Origin of the sequence: Halorussus salinisoli, assembly GCA_005239435.1 — an archaeon.
GTDB lineage: Archaea > Halobacteriota > Halobacteria > Halobacteriales > Haladaptataceae > Halorussus > Halorussus salinisoli.
On record SZNP01000004.1, the window covers coordinates 305,279 to 323,019 of the forward strand.

Sequence of the window (17,741 nt, forward strand, 5' to 3'; positions counted from 1 at the left end):
ATCTAGTTCAGTTGGTTGAGGAGTCCGTCCTGCGACTATCCGAGTCGAAGGCACTGCTATATCAAGCCTTCCTGCTTGAGACCTTCAACAAGGCCGTCTATTTTAGTGATTCTGCTTCTGGTCACCGTCATGGCCGTCGTTGGTGTACCCACGGATTTCGTTGTACTTATCGACCTGCTCTTCGGTTAATATCTTTTTAGCTCGGAAGTGATACTTGAGATGGGTATTCCTCAGTTCGCCGTAGAAGTTACCACTTTTCGTGAGAAGTGATTCGAGTTTTTCCTCGGTCAGCGTTCCTTCTTCATATCCATCCTCAATCTGCCGTTCAACTTCGAGATACTCTTTGCCAAGAGGGCGAGCTTCCGACTGCATATCGTCAAACAGACACTCGATTTCAGCTTCCTGTTCATCGGTAAGGTTGAGCTCGTCAGAGACATGAAGAACGTGTCGAGGTCCCGGATAACCATTCAGTTCCGCTGGTTTCGCTAGACCTCCGAAGACAGTGCCTTTCCCGGCCTTTAGTGCAGCTACTTCTTCCTTAGAAAGGGCTGCGTACTCCCGCGTCTGCTGACCGGCATACGTCGACTGGCCGTCATGACCGTCGTGTGACTGACCATCATGGCCGTCGTTGGTGTACCCACGGATCTCGTTGTACTTATCGACCTGCTCTTCCGTTAGTACCTTTTTAGTTTGGAAGTGATATTTAAGGTGGGTGTTCCTTAGTTCGCCATAGAAGTCACCACTTTTCGTGAGAAGTGATTCAAGTCTTTCCTCGGTCAGCGTTCCTTTTTCAAATCCACCCTCAATCAGACGTTCAAATGTGAGGTACCTTTTGCCAAGAAGGCGAGCTTCCGACTGCATATCGTCAAACAGATATTTGATTTCAGCTTCCTGTTCATCGGTAAGGTTGAGCTCGTCAGAGAGATCAAGCGTGTGCCGGGGTCCCGGATAACCATTCAGTTCCGCTGGTTTCGCTAGACCTCCGAAGACAGCGCCTTTCCCGGCCTTTAGTGCAGCCACTTCTTCCTTCGAGAGGGCTGCATACTCCTGCGTCTGCTGACCGGCATCCGGTGGCTGATGGTCATCCGCGCTCGTCGCAGACACCGACTTGCTCCCGAGGAGCAGTACACCGAGAGAGCCAGCTGCTGAAATGAAATTACGTCGTTCCATCTAACACTTCCATTGTACAGTATTGGCTTAAACCTACTGTATTACTGCGAAACATGGGCGGAGGGGAACAGGTTCGTTCGATTTTCGCGTCCGCATCGGCGAAGCCAAGTTGATGTCCGAAGTGGCAGTCGTCGTGCTGGAACCGATTTCGATAGCCCACTCTTTTAGATAGCGTTCAAGATCAATCCCTGTCCCGCATAGCTCTGATTTTCTTTACTACGCTATATAGGTCTAATGCGTAGTGCAAATGTATCGCGCTAATCCCATCAGAAAATATATTATTCACCGGCGCCGTGCTAAATACAGAGGCTCTATTCAGCAGAGCCATATCCACTTCTCCTCCTGCAACATATGAAGAACCCAACGAGAAGCTCTCAGTGGATCGAATCGATTCGATCGTTAGTGAGCGGTTCGGAGTCAGCTCTGACCGACGCGTAGACGCGCTCGGCCCACTCCCGAGCGATGGGTGACTCTGTGTCGACAAACACTTGCATCATGCCCGTCGACTCGTCGTACCCACCGATTCCCACACGCTCGTCGAAGATGGCGAGTCCGTAGGGAAGATCGTCGCGCGTCCGGAGGGTCAGGTGGCCTCTCTCTACCGCCTCGGTCGCCTGTGTCGGATACGTCTCGAAGAGTTTCTCGACGATGTGGGGAAGGTAGATGATTTCGGTGTCGGTTCTGTCGAACACCCGCTGGTGGAATTCACCCAGGACAAGCGGTGCCATGTGCGTCGTATTGAATCCGCGGAAGGTGTCCGATTCGTCCACCAGCGAGATAAACCGCTCAACCGGTTGGTACGGATCGTCCGGCTTGGCGACGGTGACCGTCGCGTCGACGAACGGTTCGACGACGAACTCCTGGTGGTCTTCACAGATAATATCCAGCAGCGGCGCCATTCGGTGGACGGTTCGCACGTTCGCCTCGAACCGGAGCACCTCGTCGGCGACAGCCTCACCACGCCCGGTCAACTGAAACCGGCCATCGACCTTCTTGACGAAACCCTGCTCGTCGAGCCACTGGGTGAAGCGGTGGCTCGTCGCCCGCGAGACGTCGAGACGCTCCTCGATCTCTCCGCGGTCGAGTGGCTTCTGACGAAGCGCTTCCAGTACTGGCCCATGCCGGACAATGTCGCCGAGCAGATCCGTGTCGACGCGGTCGCCCGCCGCGTTTAGTCGCTGGCCGAGATGCTGTTGATTTCGCGCGTTCTCCAGAAGAGCCTCTAGGATCGGTGAGCCTGGTGGCGGAGTCGAGTCTTCGGAGTCCGTTTCGTCTTTGTGGGGCTCCATGGGAATCCCGCTGGGAAGATACGGGAGCACAGATAGTAACGCTTCCTGTCATGAATTGAAACACGTCTCACGTGCTGAAACGCTGTTCACGCCGTCGAACGCTGCTTGATAGGTGAGGCCAAAACCCAGGCTGCCCTTCGATATGATATGGCAAAGCACGAAATCGACGACGAACAGCTCGAACAGTTCGAAGCCGGATTCCACGGCGATCTGATCCGTCCTAACGACCCCGACTACGACGACGCCCGCGCCGTCTGGAACGGGATGATTGACAAACAGCCGGGACTCATTGCGCAGTGTGCGGGTGCCGCGGACGTCATTAGTGCCGTGAATTTCGCCCGCGAAAATGATATTCTCGTGGCGGTGCGTGGCGGCGGGCACAACGTTGCCGGTACGGCCGTCTGCGATGATGGGCTCGTCATCGACCTCTCGAAGATGATCGGCGTCCGGGTCGAGCCAGAGGCGCGGACGGCGTGGGTCCAGGCCGGTGCCACATGGGCAGATCTCGACCACGAAACACAGGCGTTCGGACTGGCGACGCCTGGCGGTGTCGTTTCGGACACCGGTATCGCCGGGTTGACGCTCGGTGGTGGAATCGGACACCTGCGCTGCAAGTACGGCCTGAGTTGTGACAACCTCCGCTCGGTCGAGCTGGTCACGGCGGGGGGAGAGTACCTGACGGCCAGCGCCGACGAGAACGAAGACCTGTTCTGGGGGTTTCGCGGGGGCGGTGGCAACTTCGGTATCGTCACCGGCTTCGAGTTCGAGCTTCACCCTGTCGGTCCGGACGTAGCGACCTGCCTCGTGTTTTATCCCGGTGACCGGCTGACCGAGGTGCTGCGGGCCTACCGGGAGTTTGTTGCGAACGCTCCAGACGAGATCAGTACGCTCGTCTTCGCCGGCGAGCTTCCCGAAGAGGAGATGTTCCCTGTCGAGTGGGTCCACGAACAGAAGTTCGCCATCATGGGCTGTTATGCCGGCCCTGCGGACGAGGGGGAGTCCGAACTGAAGCCCCTACGGGAGTTCGCTGACCCGATCGCTGATTTCAGCGGGACGATGCCCTACGTCGAGTTCCAGCAACTCCTCGATGAGGACTACCCCGACGGGATGCGGTACTACTGGAAGTCGCTGTACCTCGACGGACTTTCGGACACTACCATCGACCGCATCGCATACTGGGCTCGAGCCGCTCCTTCGCCGTTATCGACGGTCGATGTCTGGCAGCTCGGGGGTGCGATTACGGACGTCGGCATCGAGGAGAGTGCCTTTGCCGGCCGCCACGCGCCGTTCCTTCTCGGCGTGGAGGCCAACTGGAAGGACCCAGAAACCGACGACGCCAACGTTGAGTGGGTCCGAGACTGCCTCGACGACATGCGCCAGTTTTCCGATGGGTCGGTCTACCTGAACTTCCCCGGCTTCCACGAGGAGGGCGACGAGATGATGCGGACGACGTTTGGCCCGGCGTATGAGCGGTTAGTCACGCTCAAAGACGAGTACGACCCTGAGAATCTATTCCGGATGAACCAGAATATCGAGCCGACCACGTGAACTGGGTATTGAATATCCGGGTAAATCGCCTCGGGGGTCAAGCCCCGAGGCTTTCGCGTGGACTCCCGTTCTATGCCTCACCAGCGGCAGGGGGGACGTATTCCCCACTCACGTTCAGCGTCCCGCGATTCAAGCGCACATCTACGGGTGCGCCTCCATCGTCTGCGTTTTGCCTGCGACGGAGATACTGCAAACCGATGTTCTTCGAGGCGTTGTAGTCGGCGTAGTTCACGTACCCACACTTTTGGCACTCGAACGCCTCTCCTGACCGATTGTCATCGTGGGTAAACCCACACGTTGAGCAACGTTTCGACGTATTGCGCGGGTCAACCTGCACGACTTCGACGCCGTGTTCTTTGGCTTTATAGAGATTACAGGCGAGAATACCACGGCGTTTACGGCGTGGCTGAATCGCCGTCATCGTCTCACGTTCGCGCGTGTCGGAAGTTTCACAGTCCCATACGGTATGTAATGGGTTGTGCGCGGGAAACTGGCAGTTGATTCGGTGTTTGCCACGGCAAGAGCCGAAACCAAACGGTAAGCCGACCGCGCCGACCGACACAAAACAACCAGATACCTCGAAGCCCCATCCAGGGTACGAGCATCGGCTTCGTGGCAGAGCCAGCGCCGTCGGTCGCACACCTGAGACTCCCACCGTTCCGAATTGACGGGAACCGCCACTTGTGCGGTTCGGGAGGCCCGCGCCTAAAGGCGCGGGAGGATGTCACCGAGTATCCTTGGACAGATAGTGAAAACCACGGTCTCTCACTTATTTTCTGTTATTCTCCAAAAGACGTATTGCTCTAAGAGCGGTGAAAAGTTATCGTGACCGCAATCCGGGCACTCGATTCCTGCGACGTTCTTAACGCCGATAGGGACTGTGTATCCACACTCGTTCTGGCATGAAACGTTTGTGTACCGGTCTTTCAGGTTAGTTACCACGCCTTCGGCGTGGTTCTCTTTGAGGTGCGTCTTCGCATCTCTTTTCACCTGCTCTACGGCTTCCCCTTCGACCATCACGCCGCAATAGTCACAATTTAGTTGATATATTTATTCTGTCTTACTCTCCTTGATGATTACTTCTCCGTCATTCGTGATCCGGATGTCACATTCGCTGTACTTGAATGCGACCGCCCTGTTCGCCATCCGTCGATCGTCGCTCATCCGTGGTGCGAACAGCGTATTGAGAGCGTCAGTTTCGACGACCGAGTAGAGCGATTCGATTTCCGTCGGGTGGGATTCTTTCTCAGCACTAACGGCTCGGACGACAGCTTCGGTGATCGATTCATCTTCCCGAACAGAGTACGTCGCCCCGTCTTTTTTCTTGAAAGTATACGACTTACTTGAAGAAGCTTCGGTATGATTAGTAATTTTGAGGACTCCTACTACTCTGTAGACACTCGGTTCGGTTGAATCCAGAGACAGTATATTCAGGGGGTTTAAAACATTGGTAGGTAAGGTTACGTCACGTCGAGTGTTTCTTCGATAAGGTTATGTATCCCTCGTCGGAGTCGGTCAGAGAACGACTGATGGGAAATCCCGAGTTCCTCCGCTAGTTCACTAAGGTTTGTTTCCGGGGGTGTCTCATAGTAGCCACTCTTGTAGGCGAGAAATACGGCTTCTCGCTGTTCCGGCGTGAGACCGTACGCTCCTTCAACGGTTCGCGCTCCGACCGAATGAATGTGTCCCAACGTGATATCAATGCCTTGATCGGCACAGTATTGTTGGAACTCCGCGATTTGGTTGGTGTCCTCGGCTCGAAACACGAACTTCCATTCATCCTCGGTGCCGGTCGCGGAGAGTACCGTCAGTTTTGCGTCTATAATCCCGGTGAGGATACCTTCAACATCTGGGTTCCACTCGGCACGGAACAGACCCTGGTCGCCAAGATCGTCGACAAGCGTGTATGATTTGAGTGCCCCTTGTGCTTTGAGGGCCTTTTGAACGTGTTCAACGGGCTCCTCTCGCACCCAAAAATAGGGGAGAATGGCATTATTTGTCGGTACGACTTGTTCGATTTCGATAGCAATTTCGGGGAAGGACTCGAAGATGTATCCAAGTGGGAAGGCGTCAGCAGAAACAGTAAACGTGGCTATCGTGGACATAGATACAACAGGCACCCTCAGAGCATAACTGCATCGCCCGAACCGGGGACTGCCTCGCGACTGTTCCGACATGCGTTTTCACGTCATCCTCCTCATCCCGGCAGGCATGCTCATTCCCGAACGTGGCCTATAATCGTCGCGTTGAGATTCTTGATATCGGTGAGGATGTCTGCGCCAGAAGCCCACGTTGCGTGACAGAGCACGCTATCGTCAACCGACGTGAAACGCGTTAGATCGTCAGTGACATCCTCACCCGCCGTAAACGGCGGGGCTTCCTGCTTACAGAAAGATGAAGGCGTCTGGGTCATCGCTGCGAACCCAAAAAGTGGCAGTGCAGCGTCTTGAGTCGGGACGATGCGTTCGAGGCGTGTGTTCGGGAATTCGACAAGGGTTTCCCCACCTGGAAGCGCATCAGTTGGTGGTGCAAACCAAGCGTGTAGAGTATGTCAATAATGCCGTAAGAAAGAAGTCGTAAGAGGTTGCGTTTCCTAACATGGGGAAATGCGGGGATGAGGGCAACTGGTAAATTTCTCCTGACCACCAGTGCATTCTATATGGCTAGTTGGCCTGCTCTTGTTCTCCTCTACGGTTCACTCCAAGCCCTTCACGGGAACGTCGCCTATATGCAACCAACCGACGCCATTGGAACAATCGCCATCATCATTGGCGTTTTACTTGGACTCTGGTTTCTATATAAGGAGTATTCGCTCAAGCCACTGTGGACATTTACAAGTGTGCTGTGGGTAGGTTTTCTACTCCTCATGTATTCTTCGTCCGTGGCTGACCTCACATCCATACTCCCACCGTTCGGTATTGCCCTTTATGCACTACTCCTCGGGACGACCGTCTATCTGTGTTCATACGCTCTTGTATATAAGAAATCATATATAAACTTTCAAAACATATGGTCTAAATAATTCTCTCAATTCACGCGCTGAATCGCGCAATTCGTGGTTCAAATTGAGCAAATTTGCCATAGTATATACATTAGATTATAGGAGTTGTCGTATGGGTTACCCGTACAGTCGCGGGCAGTATCTCTTGATTCGCTTCGACTCGTATCTCTCCAGTGCATCCTGCTGGTACCTCCGCTTGGTCAAAACGTATTTCCATCGTGTTATCAAATACCGCGATAGGTGTGGGACGGGGACACCCTTAACCACTAATTCGGGCTCGAATGTTACGCTGGCATGCAACTGACGGTCGGCGACGACGCCTACGGCATCATCTGCTTCACCGACCTCTCACCACGAGATGCGGAGTTCACCGAGGTCGAGCAGACGTTCCTCGAATTGAGGGGCCAATGCATGAGTTACGAACTCGAACGTACCCACCGCGAAGCGGACCTGCAACAAAAGAATAGTCGATTGGAGAACTTCGCCAGCATGCTTGCCCACGAACTACGGAATCCCACCATGTTTGGTCAAATCTTACAGCCAACAGCTCCCTGACGAGACGGAGTCGGAAGCGGTTGAGTACGTGATAGAGGCGTTCGACCGCATCGAAGATATGCTGAGTAGTTGGACAATCAAGTACCACTAAATGTTATCAACTAGACTCTTTCCATTCTTCTGGATCTCCTTCCCTGAACTCTCCTTTAGCTTCCCGGTCCCGAGGCCAGAGTGCAATTATAATGGCGGCTATGTAATAGAGAGCAATGAGAGCTGCGACAAGAATTCCGGGGACGCCGGCGATGGTTGCAGTCGCCAGTGGGCTCTCGTTTGGCGCGAACGCCGTGATTCGGAACAGCCACGCGACGAGTAAAACAGCCAGTAGCGGGAGGTAAATTCGCCGAAGACGGTTTGCTGTGGCTTCCCATGTCGATACTTTCAGTGTCGGTGTCCGATAATCCCGACTGAGTTTGCTCCGCCAATCCTCATGTTCGACCCCCTCTGACGGATCAAGCGCGTCCGCAAGCAAGTTCTGTTGGAAGAGACGCACTCGTGAGCGATAGACATCATAGTCACGGTACCGCCGTGCTTCAATCAACAGGAAGAGAGAGACAGCTAGAATACCGACGAGGATGATATAATGTGGATTATCGCCACTGGAAAACGCCCACGTGAGAATCGCAGCCACAACCGTTACCCCCCACGTAGTCGTCTGGTCAAGGCGTGATCGCCATGTCGTCTCCCGGTCCAATTCTCCGCGATAGGCATCACCCAATATTGAACTCATCTCCGTGCTGTTATCGGCGATCTCGTTGCCAAGTTCGGCTTCCTCTGACGTCTCTGAGTCGTCTGGCGTTTCATCGGCCATACAGAGGGGTACGGTACCAGCAGTGAAAGCACTTCCACGGTCTAGCTCCCTGTAGATCTAGAATTCTAGAATATTCCTTGGTCGTGGGCTCGACGTGGCTTCACCGGCGGAGCCTTCTCAGCAATTGATGTTCGCACCTAAAGCAAAGGTACACGTCGTTGACCCGGCCGAACTCTCACTAGAGGTTTTCCTGCGTGCCGTCGTAGCTATCTTATGCCGAGTACAGATACCCACACTGAGTCTGCTGGACAAAGCGAACAGCGAATGGGCGAGTCAGAAGCAGGACCGGTGTCAGTCGAGACGAACCCACTGTTGCAGTGGATATTGGTCAACGGAAACAGATGGGTCGTCTCTGGGGTTGCGTTAGTACTTGTCGGCCTTGGATTCGTCGGGAGTGGAGTGGTCTGGGCGGATGAACTCGTGACCTTATTCACGGAGGGACAAGTGGTTCAGTCGATTCTTATGGCGCTTTTCAGTGGGGTTATTTTGCTCGTATCAATCGCCGTTTCGGTGAATTCGATCGTCCTTTCCCAGGAGATCACTGCGCTTGGTGACCAAGAGGAGGAGATTGATGAGACGTTCTCATTTCGTGATTCGGTTCGAGAGCAAACAGATGCAGATGTTAGTCCAGTTCGCCCGGCAGAGTTCCTTCAAGTGATTTTCGACGCAATTCGAACCAACGTACAAGAACTTCACAATAGCATTTCAAACGACAACGTGGCACTCAATTCTCAAGCCGAAATAATAAAAAATGATATTATTAGTCAGGTGAGGGAAGTTGAAGACCGCTTAGAGAAAGGGGCATTTGGAACGTCAGAGGTGCTGTTCGCTGGTATTCAGTATGACTACTCACGGCAGGTCTATGCCATCCGTCAACTCCGAGTTGAACATGAAGAAACGCTCACAGATAGCCAGCGGGAGAAGATCGACGACCTTCTTACAACGCTCAAATACTTCACGATCGGTCGGGAGTACTTCAAGACGCTCTATTTCAAGCGAGAACTGGCGAACCTCTCTCGTGGACTGCTTGTCATCTCCTTTCCTGCTATCATATTCCTTGCATACGCAATACTCTCGCTTAGAGCGGGATTACTCCCGGAGTTCTCTATCCTCGGCATTCCGTCGATCATCTGGTTTGTTGGATTCATCTTCGTTGTTGGGATGGCTCCGTACACGCTTTTTTCAGCGTACGTACTCCGGACAGCCACAATCGCTATCAAGACACTGGCGGCTGGTCCGTTCATTCTAGGAAGTAGTGACGGCTCTACTCGGCTCAGCGAGAACAATGAATCGAAGTAATTGGCCTTGTTGAAATCCTCCTCTGCTGATAGGACAAAATCCGCCTACACGGGCTTGTGAAACCCTCAAACGGTGATAGGTCTCGGAGACCGTGCTGAATACAGGGCGCATATACAGCAGCGAGATATCTCACAGGAAGCGGCGCCTAGAGTTGAAATTGACCTCGATTTATAGAGATTACAGGCGAGAATACCACGGCGTTTACGGCGTGGATACGTGCCGTCACTGAGGGTAACAATCCACCGTTCAGAGCCGCTGCCCTGAGTTTCCAACACTAACGTATAATTGACAGGCTAATACTGAAAGAGGAATCGGTCGGAACGGAGCGGATTCCGAACCGTCCTTTGGAGGCGGCCTGGCCGCCCCATAATGAGGCAGTATCCGAAAGAGCAGGCGGTGAACGTCACATCCCCGAAGGGTGTGCCGACACGTGCTGACTGCTCAAAGCGAGCATCACGATACCCCGACTCCACCGACGCCTGTCGGAGTCCCTGTGGCAAAAACAACACGTGGACTCCGTATACGGTCGAGGATAGGGGTAACGGCGGCTTGGCACCGCCAGCAGTCCACCACACCGATGCTGTGGGACTCCCTGTGCCCGAAAGGTGTGGTAGTCCGGTGAGTGAACTGCACACCTGAAACTCCCACCGCTCGGGATTCCTCCGCGTAAACGCGGAGGAGGATGTCAATGCTGAAACGCCGCTATACTAAATCGAAGACCCTCTCAGCGGCCGTCAGCAATCTCGGACTGTTTCAGGTGTCCGACTTCTACTGGGACCCCACCGACAACTGCCTTCGGTACGACGCCCCGAACGTTCCGGACGACTGGCGGGAGCGAGAGGCGACCGAGTCGTCCGATTTCGGGCTCGGGGGCTCGTCGCTCGTCGTCCTCTCCGACGACGAATCGGATGAATTTGAGCGTATTGAGCGGAATCTGTCTTGGTTTATTCGTTCGACCTAGCTAACAACGGGCATATTGTCAGTCAGTGGGAAACGAACTGGGGGTATACTCTCGTCCGTATCCTACATCTACATAGGTGATGTACGATGCCAATCGACATACCCGAATTAACGCCCGACGTTGTCTTCGACGCACTTCGAAATCCGCGTCGACAGTTCACTCTGGCGTATCTCCGACAGCAGGACCGACACGTGACGTTGACCGAATTCGCCCGTAAGATAACCGCATGGGAAGTGGGCAGTTCGCCCACCGAGATCGAAGAGGATCAAGTAGAACGGGTGCGTGTCTCCTTACATCATAGCCATCTACCGAAACTCGCCGACCTCGGCCTCGTCGAATACACCGACGATGACCGACACACCGTCAGTGCCACGGAGAGAGTGCAGACGATAGAGGCAGATATGGAGATTGCTGCGTTAGTCGACCCGAAGAAGTACTATACGGGGTGATGTCTTGACCTTTTCTTCCGACTTCCTCAGCCTTCGAAGAGCGACCGAATCTCATCAAGCGGTTTCGTGTTGAGGACATCGTCGGTCGTACACCACCCGCGGCGAGCCTGAGCTACGCCGAGGTGCATGAAGTCGAGTTCGGAAGTCGTGTGGGCGTCCGTCGAAACCACGTACGTCGCGTCGTCGCGGTACTCCTTGACGTTCTGCCAATCGAGATCCAGTCGCTCGGGCTGAGCATTGATTTCGAGCGCTATCCCCTCCTCCGCAGCAGTTTCTACGACCGCTTCGACGTCGAGATCCAGCGGTTCGCGTTCGTGAATCAATCTATTCGACGGATGGGCAAAGATATCTATGGGATGCTCCACGAACGCCTGCTGAACGACTTCCGTGGGATTCGACGGATTGCTGTGCATTGCGCCGACCACCACGTCACAGCGGTCGCACCACTCCTCAGAGACATCGAGACCGTCGGTAGTGATTTCAGCTTCGATACCGTGGAGGGTCTCCACCTCTACATCGTCGTCCGCCCTCAGACGCTCGATGTCGTCGCGCTGGTCCTCGAACTCGTCCTGATTGATTCCGCTGGCGAACTGGAACGAGGGGCCGTGGTCGGAGATGAGAACGTAGTCAAGGCCGCGCTCGTCGGCAGCGTTCACCATCTCTTGTACGGTGTTCGACCCGTCGGAGTAGTCGGTGTGTAGTTGGAGGTCACCCTGAATATCACTGAGTTCGACCAACTCCGGCAGGTCGTCGTTCGCGGCCACGTCGATTTCACCGGTGTCTTCCCTGAGTTCGGGCGGAATCCACGCAAGATCGAGGGCGTCGTAGACATCGTCCTCAGTTCCACCGGCGATACGTTCTCCCTTCCGCAGACCGGATTCGGACGCTTCGACATCGCTTACGTCGAACAGCCTGTACTCGTTAAGCTTCCAATCGCGGTCGATGGCAAGATTCCGGAGTGCGATATTGTGATCTTTCGACCCCGTAAAGTACACGAGCGCGGCCCCGTACTCTCCCGGATCTACGAGCCGGAGGTCTATCTGGAGGTCGCCGGACACGATGACCGACGACTTGGTCGGGCCGCGAGAGAGGACGTCCTTCACGTCCTCGTGGGTACAGAACACCTCCATCGCGGCTTCCGGGTCGTCGGCCGTGGCCAGTACGTCGAGATCGCCGACCGTCGGGCGACGACGGCGAAACGACCCCGCGATGTCTACCCGTTCGAACTCATCGGCCTGATCGAGACGCTCTTGGAGTTCGTCGGCGATGGGGAACGCCCGGCCGAGGAGCATCCGCTCTTGTCCCGCTTTAGCCATCCCGATATGGTCGAGAATGTTCTGCTGTGTTTTCTCGCCGAACCCCTCGATCTCCGCGATTGCCCCCTCTCGGGCAGCCCGCTCCAGATCGTCGAGGTCGGTCACACCGAGTTTCTCGTAGAGCGTCTTGGCCGTCTGGGGGCCGATGCCCTCAACGCTGGTCAGCGCGTCGATGTCCACCGGGAGGTCGGCCTTGAGTTGCTCGTAGTACTCTAGCTCGCCCGTTTCGAGGTACTCGGCGATCTTCTCAGCGATGGACTCGCCGACATCGTCTATCTCCTGTAGTTCGCCTCGCTCGTAGATGTCCTCGACGTCCTCGGAAAGCGACTCCACGCTCCGGGCTGCCCGCCGGTAGGCCCGCGGCTTGTACTCCACCTCCTGGATTTCGAGGAAGTCGGCGATTTCATAGAGTTGGTCCGCAATCTCCTTGTTCTTCACGATTTGTCCCCCATCAGCTGCGTGTTCGCTGGCTAACCGTAAGTACCCCCGTCCTGATTCTCACGAGAGGAAAACAATACGGGCGACGGCTCCGGGCCTTACACGACGTTGGCATTCGTCTCCTCGGCTATGGTAGACGTGGAGCTCGCGGTCAAACGAACCATCAGCTTCCTCCGCGAACGGCTCTCGGAGACTGGCGCTGACGGTTACGTCGTCGGCATCAGTGGCGGACTGGACTCGGCGCTCGCCGCGACGCTCGCGGTCGAGGCTGTCGGAAATGAGCAGGTGAGCGGGATGATGCTGCTGGGCGCGCCGAGCGCCGAGTCGAACATGACGGAGCTTCCCACTCATACGATGAACTATTGATTAGGCAACTGGTTTCGGATAGTCGATTACTCCACCACGGTCACCGGCACTTCAGCACGGCGAACCACCTTTTCTGCGATACTACCCAAAATAACACGTTCGATTCCCTTCCGGCCGTGACTCCCGATGACGATTTGGGAGATGTCGTGGTCATCAGTATACTGGAGTATCGTCCGAGCGGGTCGTCCGACCTCTGTCACCGTCTCTATCTCAACACTGAATTCGTCTGCATGTTCTTCTGCCTCTGCGTGAATCTTAGTCGCACGTTCCTGCGCGTCGTCGTACTATTCCTCTGCGACGGGTAAACCCCCAGCCTCGGCGGCGTAAACAGAGTCAATCGGGTCAACCATAATCGCCGCCGTATTTCAGGAAGAAGTACGCGAGAGCAATAATCGACACCATCGCAGCGACGGTGACGATACCTACGACACGGGCACTTTCCGGGATTCCAGGAACAACGCCACCGTCACCTCCTCCGCCTTCACCGTCAGCGTCAGCCGACACCGTGAGTTCAGCGACCATTCCGGCCGTCTCGTGGGGAATGCAGAAGTACCCGTAGGTCCCCTCAACGTCGAACGTGTGTTCGTACGTCTTACCGCCCGGAATGTTTCCCTCATCTGGATACCCTTGACGGGCCGCCTGTTCGTTATTGAATCCGCCGGACGTAAAGTACTCGGCCTCGTCTGGAATCTCGTCTTCGTACGCGGTTACCGTTTGACCGACGGTCCCGACGTTCTCCCAGACCACGGTCGTTCCGGGGGCAATCGTCGTCGAGTCCGGATCGAACACCAGATCATCGGTCATGTCTATCGTCACCTGTTCCTGTGCGCTCACCTTACCGGTGGAAATCGGTGCCGTAGCGGCTACTCCACCTGCCGTTCATAGGAGTTCTCGCCGCGAAAGGCTTCCCAGTTCGTCCCCCTCATCCAGATTCCGTTCTACTTAGTGTCCAATAGTTCTTCGGCCGAACCGAGACCTCGCGTAACTACCGTCTGAACCATTGATATCGGTGCGTTCGTCAGTCCATCGTGCGGGCCTCTTTCTTTCCCGTCACTTCAGTCGGTGTTAATCGGAAGAATCGGAACTGCAATTCAACCGGATGCCTATCATAGACATCCACGAGCGGGATTTCCACTCGCTGCATCGCTTCGGCGACATTGGGATTGAGCGCCGACTTCGTAATCTCTTCAAGATGACCGGTCGCTACGACGCTCCGCCAACCACTTTCGGTGTCGTCGTACGTGACGAACGAAACAGGACGGTCTTCATCGAGACGTCGTCCTTCCCCGTTTCGGGACCAAAGGCAAGTCGGAAGTAGAACGTCTCCGTCTCCGCGTCGTATCCGTATGAGATCGGCAGCGAGTACGGCGGTTCGTCACCGCTCGTATCGAACGAGACGACGCCCGTTCCACCCCGTCCCAAAAATTCGTTTCGTTCCTCGTCGTTCATCTGAACCGAACGGACATCTTCCATACTGAAAGACAATTTCTGACAACGCAATAAGGTTTTTCTCGTCCGCTGAGAGCTTTGAGAGGGCTCGAACACCCTAGCAGTATCCATCCCGAAGATGCTGTCGTGCCTCTCCGTTCAAGAATCGTGTTTCACTTCTTTGTGCCCCGTGAGCGTTTGCGGGTCGAGGCGGAATTGACGGAACTGCATGTCTTCCGGTGGCTGGTCAAAAATGTCCACCTCCGGTATATCGACTGCCCACATCGCCTGGACGACCGTTGCATCGTACGGCATGTCAGATACTTCCGTAAGCTGACCGGTTGCAACGACGCTCCGCCACCCGTCGTCCGTCCGCTCGTGGGTGACGAAGGTGACCGGGTTGTCGATCACCTCTTTTTTCCCGCTTTCTGGCGGTAAGGCGAGTCGAAAGTAGAACGCCTTCCCGTCTGCGTCGTACCCGTACGACACCGGCAGCGAAAACGGGGAATCTTCTATCTCGGTCGAAAACGACAGCGTTCCGGCCCCGCCGGTGCCGAGGAACTCGTTCATCTCGCTCTCGCTCATTTGCACCCATCGAAGCCCCTCCATGGTCGATGGTACACCCTCTATCGTGGTAAATGACTCTGATGCAAAACCAGACAATTGTCGAGGAAAAGTGAGGTGATAGTCAATTGCGCTGCCCAGCAATTCGCTGATGAACGTTATGTGATTGCTCACCGTAGTCGTCATATGGAGCACGTAGACTATAGATATACGGAGGGAATGAGCGATGAGAACGTCGATCAACACCTCCGAAAACACGGTCACGGTGTTCTCGCACTTGCCGACGACAACGACAGCTACGCCGTCCCGCTCAATTACTACTATGATGGATCGCGTGTGCTTCTCCGGGTCAGTACCGAATCGGGAAGCGAAAAGATTGCCTTCGCAGAGACAACCGAGACTGCAACGTTCGTCGTCTACGACGTTGACCAGGACACCACGTGGAGTATTCTGATCCGCGGAGCAATCCGTCAACTGCCAAAGGCCGAACAGCAAGAATTCACGGACACGGTTATCAACGAGGAGTTCCCTCCGTTTCGCCTCTTCAACGAGGACATCGAAGAAGTCACGATGACCATTTACGAACTCAAACCCGACCAGATCACCGGACGGCAGTCGATGGAATTGAGTTAATGCAACCCACTACCTGCTACGAATTTCTCGCTGATAGGTAGAATCTAGAACGTGCCACGGAACTTTCTTTGTAACTAAAGTCGTGGGTAGGTAGCGTGTCACGAGAGATCGGGGTGGAAATGGACGAGTACGAGACGGAAGAATTCTTAAAAGAACGTGGCCTCGGCGTACTGGGTCTGTCGAAAGGCGGTGAGGCTTACACGATTCCCATTGCGTTCGCTTACGACGACGAAGGTGGACGGTGCGTTTTCCGGTTCCTCATGAGCGAGGGAAGTATGAAACGGCAATTCGTCGCCGAGACGGACGTTGCATGCCTCACGGCGTACGAGTGGCGCAGGAAAGATGAATGGAAGAGCGTCGTCGTCAGAGGACAGATTCGCCCGGTATCAGATGACGACCTCGCTCAGGTCGCTGCGCTGTTCTCTGACGTTGGCGAAGAGTCAGCACTTGAGGTATTTAATAGTCCGATTTCAGAATACGAGACCGTATGGTATGAACTGGACATTTCAGAGATTACGGCCCGAGGCCGGTTTCCTGGCGTCAAAGAACGTTCTATGTGAAACGAGTAGTTCGCATAGGCGAAATCCACTTTCGGACCGGTCATACGGGTTGATCAGATTTCGAGACACCACGTTCCTCAATCGCCCCATCTATTTTCTAATTAGAACACGGAGTGTGCGGGCACCGAGCTACCATGCCGGAGTTGAAACGCGAGATCAATCTTCCGCGAGCCACGATATACGGTGTCGGCCAGATACTCGGAGCTGGAATTTACGCCATCTTGGGCGAAGCGGCGGGCCGAACTGGGGAGTCCATCGGACTGTCGTTCCTGCTCGCCGCCCTGATTGCGGCATGCACGGGATTAAGCTATGCTGAACTGGTATCGCGCTACCCGAAAGCGGCAGGTGACTACATCTACGTCCGCCACGCATTCGACAACGAGTTACTAGCAGAGTTTACCGCGGTGAGCCGGCTTTTCGTCGGCATCATTGCGGCAGCAACCGTTGCCCTCGCGTTTGCGGGGTATCTCGCCTCCGTAGTGACAGTGCCGCTCATTCCAACCGCGATTGCCCTGCTCATTCTCCTCTCGATCATCAACTTTTGGGGTATCGGCTTTTCGACGCGTTTGAACGTGGTATTCACTGGAATCGAGATTTTCGGGTTACTGCTGATTATCTGGATCGGAATTGGCGAATGGGAGACAGTCAACGCATTTCAAACACCCCGTGGACTGACCGGCCTCGTACACGCGTCGTTTCTCATCTTTTTCGCCTACGTCGGGTTCGAGGATGTCGTAAACATTGCCGAGGAAACGCAAGACCCGACGACGGTGATTCCGCGAGCCATCGTGTCCGCAATCGTCATCACTACCACGATCTATCTCATGGTCGCGTTCTCCGCCGTGGCCGTCGTCCAGTGGAACGTCCTCGGGCAATCGGCGTCACCATTGGCACTCGTCGCCCAGATGGGATTCGGATCTGGGGCGGCCCTCTTGCTGGCTGTGATTGCGTTATTTGCGACGACGAACACAGCACTCATCAATCTCATTTCGACCTCGCGTGTCCTCTATGGGGTTTCGAAGTCAGAGTATCAAGTCTTCCCGGAGATTTTTTCACGAGTACACTCGACTCGTGACACGCCGTATCTCGCCATTGCGCTCATCGGGGTTGCCACGCTTTCGTTTACGGTAATCGGAGATCTCGGCGATGTGGCCGAGTTGGCCAACCTTGCGATGCTGACGTTGTTTACGTTAGTGAATGCGGCGCTGTTGAAACTCCGACTGTCAGATGCCGAGCCGAAACCGGCATTTAGAGCCCCACTAAACGTTGGTCGTGTTTCGCTAACCGCGCTCGTCGGATTGCTGTCCGCGGCTGGCTTGATAGTCTTCTACCTCTCTCAACTTCTATAATACTTTT

General features: G+C 55.0%; 19 protein-coding genes and 3 pseudogenes. 9 read left to right on the forward strand and 13 right to left on the reverse strand.

Annotated features, from left to right (window positions below):
* Positions 1–102: 102 nt before the first annotated feature.
* Together E2484_RS12750 and E2484_RS12755 are read right to left on the reverse strand one after the other, a co-directional pair.
* Positions 103–1,170 (reverse strand): Spy/CpxP family protein refolding chaperone, encoded by a 1,068-nt coding sequence (locus E2484_RS12750; RefSeq protein ID WP_137285594.1) that lies wholly within the window; start codon positions 1,168–1,170, stop codon positions 103–105.
* Positions 1,171–1,544: 374 nt separating this feature from the next.
* Positions 1,545–2,459, reverse strand: a complete 915-nt coding sequence (locus tag E2484_RS12755) for a helix-turn-helix transcriptional regulator (protein ID WP_137285595.1) — start codon at positions 2,457–2,459, stop codon at positions 1,545–1,547.
* A 147-nt stretch (positions 2,460–2,606) separates the two neighbouring features.
* Between E2484_RS12755 and E2484_RS12760 the strand changes: the two genes are divergently transcribed.
* The gene (locus tag E2484_RS12760) at positions 2,607–4,007 is read left to right on the forward strand and encodes an FAD-binding oxidoreductase (protein WP_137285939.1); all 1,401 of its coding nucleotides are present in this window, start codon (positions 2,607–2,609) and stop codon (positions 4,005–4,007) included.
* A gap of 70 nt (positions 4,008–4,077) precedes the next feature.
* Here E2484_RS12760 and E2484_RS12765 read toward each other — a convergent pair.
* The 4 genes and pseudogenes from E2484_RS12765 to E2484_RS12775 all read right to left on the reverse strand — a co-directional run.
* Positions 4,078–4,374, reverse strand: a pseudogene (locus tag E2484_RS12765) (zinc ribbon domain-containing protein); the annotation flags it as partial.
* A 398-nt stretch (positions 4,375–4,772) separates the two neighbouring features.
* The gene (locus E2484_RS12770; protein ID WP_137285596.1) at positions 4,773–5,024 is read right to left on the reverse strand and encodes a hypothetical protein; all 252 of its coding nucleotides are present in this window, start codon (positions 5,022–5,024) and stop codon (positions 4,773–4,775) included.
* Positions 5,025–5,057: 33 nt separating this feature from the next.
* Positions 5,058–5,441: a HalOD1 output domain-containing protein gene (locus E2484_RS26060; protein ID WP_170977369.1), complete on the reverse strand. Its 384-nt coding sequence runs from the start codon at positions 5,439–5,441 to the stop codon at positions 5,058–5,060.
* Positions 5,442–5,467: 26 nt separating this feature from the next.
* Positions 5,468–6,112 (reverse strand): helix-turn-helix domain-containing protein, encoded by a 645-nt coding sequence (locus tag E2484_RS12775; protein ID WP_170977341.1) that lies wholly within the window; start codon positions 6,110–6,112, stop codon positions 5,468–5,470.
* Between the two features lie 1,190 nt (positions 6,113–7,302).
* Between E2484_RS12775 and E2484_RS12780 the strand changes: the two genes are divergently transcribed.
* Positions 7,303–7,563, forward strand: coding sequence for a hypothetical protein (locus tag E2484_RS12780; RefSeq protein ID WP_137285598.1), 261 nt, complete (start codon positions 7,303–7,305; stop codon positions 7,561–7,563).
* Positions 7,564–7,660: 97 nt separating this feature from the next.
* On the opposite strand, the gene E2484_RS12785 is transcribed toward E2484_RS12780, so the two are convergent.
* Entirely contained in the window at positions 7,661–8,371 is a 711-nt protein-coding gene (locus E2484_RS12785) for a DUF2270 domain-containing protein (protein ID WP_137285599.1), read from the reverse strand.
* Between the two features lie 264 nt (positions 8,372–8,635).
* Here E2484_RS12785 and E2484_RS12790 point away from each other — a divergent pair, with 264 nt between their 5' ends.
* The 3 genes from E2484_RS12790 (at position 8,636) to E2484_RS12800 (ending at position 11,080) form a co-directional block, all read left to right on the forward strand.
* A complete protein-coding gene (locus E2484_RS12790) occupies positions 8,636–9,670 on the forward strand; it encodes a hypothetical protein (protein ID WP_137285600.1) in 1,035 nt (344 codons plus the stop codon).
* Positions 9,671–10,358: 688 nt separating this feature from the next.
* Positions 10,359–10,631, forward strand: coding sequence for a hypothetical protein (locus E2484_RS12795; RefSeq protein ID WP_137285601.1), 273 nt, complete (start codon positions 10,359–10,361; stop codon positions 10,629–10,631).
* Between the two features lie 86 nt (positions 10,632–10,717).
* Positions 10,718–11,080, forward strand: a complete 363-nt coding sequence (locus tag E2484_RS12800; protein WP_137285602.1) for a DUF7344 domain-containing protein — start codon at positions 10,718–10,720, stop codon at positions 11,078–11,080.
* A gap of 26 nt (positions 11,081–11,106) precedes the next feature.
* Here E2484_RS12800 and polX read toward each other — a convergent pair whose 3' ends face one another.
* Complete coding sequence (gene polX / locus E2484_RS12805; RefSeq protein ID WP_321112602.1) at positions 11,107–12,834, reverse strand: DNA polymerase/3'-5' exonuclease PolX; 1,728 nt, start codon at positions 12,832–12,834, stop codon at positions 11,107–11,109.
* Between the two features lie 129 nt (positions 12,835–12,963).
* Between polX and E2484_RS12810 the strand changes: the two genes are divergently transcribed.
* On the forward strand, positions 12,964–13,200 hold the full coding sequence (locus E2484_RS12810) for an adenine nucleotide alpha hydrolase family protein (protein WP_137285604.1): 237 nt from the start codon (positions 12,964–12,966) through the stop codon (positions 13,198–13,200).
* A 26-nt stretch (positions 13,201–13,226) separates the two neighbouring features.
* On the opposite strand, the pseudogene E2484_RS26065 reads toward E2484_RS12810, so the two are convergent.
* The 5 genes and pseudogenes from E2484_RS26065 to E2484_RS12830 all read right to left on the reverse strand — a co-directional run.
* Positions 13,227–13,457: pseudogene (locus E2484_RS26065) on the reverse strand (universal stress protein); the annotation flags it as partial.
* Positions 13,458–13,542: 85 nt separating this feature from the next.
* Positions 13,543–14,034 carry a plastocyanin/azurin family copper-binding protein gene (locus E2484_RS12820; protein ID WP_321112603.1) on the reverse strand — a complete coding sequence of 164 codons (492 nt, stop codon included), beginning with the start codon at positions 14,032–14,034 and terminating at the stop codon, positions 13,543–13,545.
* A 184-nt stretch (positions 14,035–14,218) separates the two neighbouring features.
* Complete coding sequence (locus tag E2484_RS12825) at positions 14,219–14,548, reverse strand: pyridoxamine 5'-phosphate oxidase family protein (protein WP_321112650.1); 330 nt, start codon at positions 14,546–14,548, stop codon at positions 14,219–14,221.
* A gap of 8 nt (positions 14,549–14,556) precedes the next feature.
* Positions 14,557–14,760: pseudogene (locus E2484_RS25600) on the reverse strand (hypothetical protein); the annotation flags it as partial.
* Positions 14,761–14,787: 27 nt separating this feature from the next.
* Positions 14,788–15,237 (reverse strand): pyridoxamine 5'-phosphate oxidase family protein, encoded by a 450-nt coding sequence (locus E2484_RS12830; protein WP_137285940.1) that lies wholly within the window; start codon positions 15,235–15,237, stop codon positions 14,788–14,790.
* 141 nt (positions 15,238–15,378) lie between these two features.
* On the opposite strand from E2484_RS12830, the gene E2484_RS12835 reads away from it, so the two are divergent.
* The 3 genes from E2484_RS12835 to E2484_RS12845 all read left to right on the forward strand — a co-directional run bounded on the left by E2484_RS12835 (position 15,379) and on the right by E2484_RS12845 (position 17,734).
* Entirely contained in the window at positions 15,379–15,825 is a 447-nt protein-coding gene (locus E2484_RS12835; RefSeq protein ID WP_137285606.1) for a pyridoxamine 5'-phosphate oxidase family protein, read from the forward strand.
* Positions 15,826–15,944: 119 nt separating this feature from the next.
* Positions 15,945–16,385, forward strand: a complete 441-nt coding sequence (locus E2484_RS12840; protein ID WP_137285607.1) for a pyridoxamine 5'-phosphate oxidase family protein — start codon at positions 15,945–15,947, stop codon at positions 16,383–16,385.
* A 134-nt stretch (positions 16,386–16,519) separates the two neighbouring features.
* Positions 16,520–17,734, forward strand: coding sequence for an APC family permease (locus E2484_RS12845; RefSeq protein ID WP_137285608.1), 1,215 nt, complete (start codon positions 16,520–16,522; stop codon positions 17,732–17,734).
* Positions 17,735–17,741 lie beyond the last annotated feature (7 nt).